The following is a 3625-nucleotide window of genomic DNA, read 5'->3' on the forward strand; positions in this document are numbered from 1 at the left end:
CTGTCGAACTCGAAACATTGAGCTATGAACATTGGCGATCCGTCGTGGACGTCAATCTGACCGGGGCGTTTCTATGCACACAGCAGGCGTTCAAACTGATGAAAGCGCAGGAGCCGCGTGGCGGTCGAATCATCAATAATGGTTCGATTTCCGCCCACGCGCCGCGCCCCTTTTCCGCTCCCTACACGGCGACAAAACACGCCATTACCGGTCTGACCAAGGCGACGTCGCTTGATGGCCGCGCCCATGACATCGCATGTGGCCAAATTGACATCGGCAATGCCGCGACGGACATGACGCTGCTGATGGCTTCAGGCATTCGTCAAGCTGACGGCTCAATCAAAAGCGAGCCGGTCATCGATCCCAAACACGTCGCCGAAGCATTGGTCTATATGGCCAGCCTGCCGCTCGACGCCAATGTGCAAAATCTAACTGTCATGGCGACAAAAATGCCTTTTATTGGTCGCGGTTAGGCAACCGAGCGCTTGGCGATCTTCGCGGCGGTCGCGCGGCTGCACCCCGTGGCGAGCCTCAGATCACAATCCGCTCATCCGATGCTGGTTTTGTGCGCCCCGCGCCGATGAACTACAAAATTAGCGTGGCCAACTGGAGCGAAGAACATGAAAATCGCAGTCGAGCCGGTGGCGGAAGCCAACGTTCTCTATGAACGCAAGGATGCCATCGTCCTTATCACCATCAATCGACCAAAGGTCCTCAACGCCCTTGATCGAGTCACGTTGACGCAACTCAGGGCGGCTTTCGAAAGCGCTCGGGATGATACTTCTGTTCTGGGGGTCATCCTTACCGGCGCGGGCGACAAAGCGTTTATCGCAGGGGCGGACATCGGCGAGCTTGCGCGGCTCAATGTGATCGAAGCCGAAGCCTATTCGCGCCAAGGCCAAGCGGTGCTCGATCTTATCGAGACATTCGGCAAGCCTGTCGTTGCGGCGGTCAACGGTTATGCGTTGGGCGGCGGATGCGAAACCGCGATGGCCTGCGCCATCCGGCTCGGGTCCGATAACGCCAAATTCGGTCAGCCCGAAGTCAAGCTTGGCCTCATTCCCGGTTTTGGCGGGACGCAGCGGCTTGCCCGTCTGGTCGGCAAGGGACGAGCGCTGCAACTCATCCTGTCCGGCGCGACGATTGACGCGCAAGAGGCTTACCGGGTGGGTCTGGTCAACGAGATCGTTCCCCATGCGGATTTGCTCGCGCGCGCTGAAACAATTTTGCGACAAATCGCGGCCAACGCGCCGCTTGCGATAAAATTTGCGCTTGAGGCCGTGAACAAGGGCATGGAGACGAGCTTGTCGGAAGGTCTCGCTCTTGAAGGCTCACTCTTCGCAGTGTGCGCCTCCACCGACGACAAGGCGGAGGGAACAGCGGCCTTTCTCGCGAAGCGCGCCGCGAAGTTTCTGGGTCGTTGACTTCGCCGCGTCGAATTCGCGGGCTTCCGGCAATCGCGTGAGTGGAATCCGAACTCAAACCGCTTGGTGTCGAGCCCGCCTTTATCATTCGCCACACCGACGCCCGAATCTTGCTGGAGCACGCCGCTGCGGATCGAAATTTCGATCTGGCGAGTCTCAAACAGACTAGAGAGGACGCAGAGCGAAATCGTCGTCACCGCGCCGACGCCGATGCCGTTATTTGGGCCGAGCTGTGGCGGATGGTGACGAAGCGCCCGTAGTATAAGCCGGTAAATGCGGTTTGCAGCTCCTCAAATTACTATCCGTTCAATCTCATCGAGGCTCATTTCGTCGTGGCGCCGATCATAGAGCTGTGTTGTGCGGGTGGATGAATGGTTGGCCATTGCAGCGGCCTTTTCCAACGTCCCGCCGTTTTTGAGATAGGCGGTGATGCCGGTGGCGCGAAACGTGTGGTTGCCGATATTGGTTTCGATTTCGGCGCACGCAGCCCGCCGCTGAATCATCGCATAAGCGTTTGCTTGGGGCAGGGGCGTTCGGGTGAGCTTGCCAGTGCCTCGGCCAATGGTCCGGAAAAGCGGTCCCTTCGGATCGTCGGCGAGCCCGCATCCGTCGATATATGCGTGCAGGTAGGTTTCCAGATTGTGATGGCACGGCATCGCATGAAGCTTGCCGCCTTTTTCGTGCAGCCGCACCCAAAGGCGGCGGTTCTGAATGAAAGCATCCTCGACCTTCATGCCAATCGCGGCGCCGATGCGCGCGAAGGAATAGACCATCAGGCCGATCAGGGCGCGGTCCCGCAGGCCGACCGGCGTGCTGATGTCGATGGCGTCGAGCAGCGCGCGGGCTTCTGTCGGGTCGAGCACGGGCGTCTTACCAACTTTGACGACGTGTTTCGGACCGCGCACGGATGCGGCGGGATTGGTCGGGATGATTTGGCCGATGACGAGCCAATCGAACAACATCCGAACTGCCGCCAGTCGTTGTTTTGCTGTCGGCGCGCTGAGGCTGCGCGTCAGCATTTCGATATACGCGCCGACATGCATTGGCTGCACGTCCGTGATCGACGTGACGCCGCGAGTGACGCACCAGTCGAGAAATTCCGATATCGCGCCACCATAGGCGCGGCGCGTGTTTGGATTGCGGATGTTGAGGACAAAGAATTCCAAAAAGCGCGTCGAGGCACGCGGCCCTGCGGCATGGACGAGGGCGGGGATGTGATGGGTGAGACTAAGGGCGAGATGGTTCAAGTGTCGCCCCGCTGATTCAGTTCTTGCTCAATCTCATCACGGTCGCCGCGCAACAGGTCGAGAATGGCCTCCCATCCCGGCCCCGGAGTCGTCTCCATGTCCTGCACCACATGTTCGATGATTTCGTCGAGATGGCCGAGCGCGGCGTTCAATTCCCTGCTGGAGCGTTCCTTGAGGAGCTTCATGAGCGATCTCGCTAAAGGTGTTAAAGGACATTATCATATATAGATGCCAAGGCCAAGCTCACGATCTGAGTTATGAAATTCGTCGCGCCGAGGTGGCCGACGTAGTCGCAAACCGGTGTTGCTGCGCCTACATTGGGCGGGCTGTCGAGCGAACAAATTCGAGTGCTCGTTTTGCGGGTCCGGGACGTTCCATGATCGGCCTGACGCGACGCGACCGGAACGACGTTCGTTGACGACGTGTTTGTGGCCACTCTTGCTGCGATATAGACGGTCAGGGTTACTCGGGCTGCGACCGATTCCGATGTGTTTTCGGCAGGCGCATGCCAGAAATCGGGGACGAGCGATGTCTGCGACCGACCGTGAAACCCATTGGGAAAATGTCTACTCGTCCAAGGGCGAGGCGGAGGTGAGCTGGTTTCAGGAGACCCCTGCGCCTTCCCTCGAATTACTCGGCCTGACGGGCGCGCAGTCCTCATCCGCCATCATCGACATTGGCGGCGGCGCATCGCGTTTTGTCGATAGTCTGCTGGCGCAGGGCTTCGAGAGCGTCACGGTCTTGGATTTGTCCGCCGCCGCCCTCGCATCCGCGCGCGCTCGCCTTGGCAGCAAGGGAAACCGGGTCAAATGGATTGTGGCCGATGCAACCGAATGGCAACCATCCGAAATCTACGATGTTTGGCACGACCGTGCCACGTTCCACTTTCTTACGGGCGAAAAGGAACAGAATGCATATATTCAACGCCTCAAGCATGCTCTGCGGGTCGGCGGA

At 59.1% G+C, this 3625-nt stretch carries 6 protein-coding genes; 4 read left to right on the forward strand and 2 right to left on the reverse strand.

The features are described from left to right. The 3 genes from ACLP2E_RS14665 to ACLP2E_RS14675 form a co-directional block, all read left to right on the forward strand. Nucleotides 1-473: SDR family oxidoreductase (locus tag ACLP2E_RS14665; protein ID WP_442466370.1), on the forward strand; the 473-nt coding region annotated here is incomplete at its 5' end. Nucleotides 474-620: 147 nt separating this feature from the next. Further along, entirely contained in the window at nucleotides 621-1424 is an 804-nt protein-coding gene (locus ACLP2E_RS14670; RefSeq protein ID WP_442466371.1) for an enoyl-CoA hydratase-related protein, read from the forward strand. 41 nt (nucleotides 1425-1465) lie between these two features. Then, nucleotides 1466-1684 carry a hypothetical protein gene (locus ACLP2E_RS14675; RefSeq protein ID WP_442466372.1) on the forward strand — a complete coding sequence of 73 codons (219 nt, stop codon included), beginning with the start codon at nucleotides 1466-1468 and terminating at the stop codon, nucleotides 1682-1684. A 30-nt stretch (nucleotides 1685-1714) separates the two neighbouring features. Here the strand turns inward: ACLP2E_RS14675 and ACLP2E_RS14680 are convergent, their stop codons facing one another. Both ACLP2E_RS14680 and ACLP2E_RS14685 read right to left on the reverse strand, forming a co-directional pair. Continuing rightward, complete coding sequence (locus tag ACLP2E_RS14680) at nucleotides 1715-2671, reverse strand: tyrosine-type recombinase/integrase (protein WP_442466373.1); 957 nt, start codon at nucleotides 2669-2671, stop codon at nucleotides 1715-1717. Then, complete coding sequence (locus tag ACLP2E_RS14685; RefSeq protein ID WP_442466374.1) at nucleotides 2668-2856, reverse strand: hypothetical protein; 189 nt, start codon at nucleotides 2854-2856, stop codon at nucleotides 2668-2670. The genes ACLP2E_RS14680 and ACLP2E_RS14685 overlap by 4 nt, the downstream gene beginning before the upstream one ends. A gap of 343 nt (nucleotides 2857-3199) precedes the next feature. Between ACLP2E_RS14685 and ACLP2E_RS14690 the strand changes: the two genes are divergently transcribed. After that, on the forward strand, nucleotides 3200-3625 hold a 426-nt coding region (locus ACLP2E_RS14690), incomplete at its 3' end, for a class I SAM-dependent methyltransferase (protein WP_442466375.1).

The organism is Rhodoblastus sp., from assembly GCF_052145335.1.
GTDB lineage: Bacteria > Pseudomonadota > Alphaproteobacteria > Rhizobiales > Beijerinckiaceae > Rhodoblastus.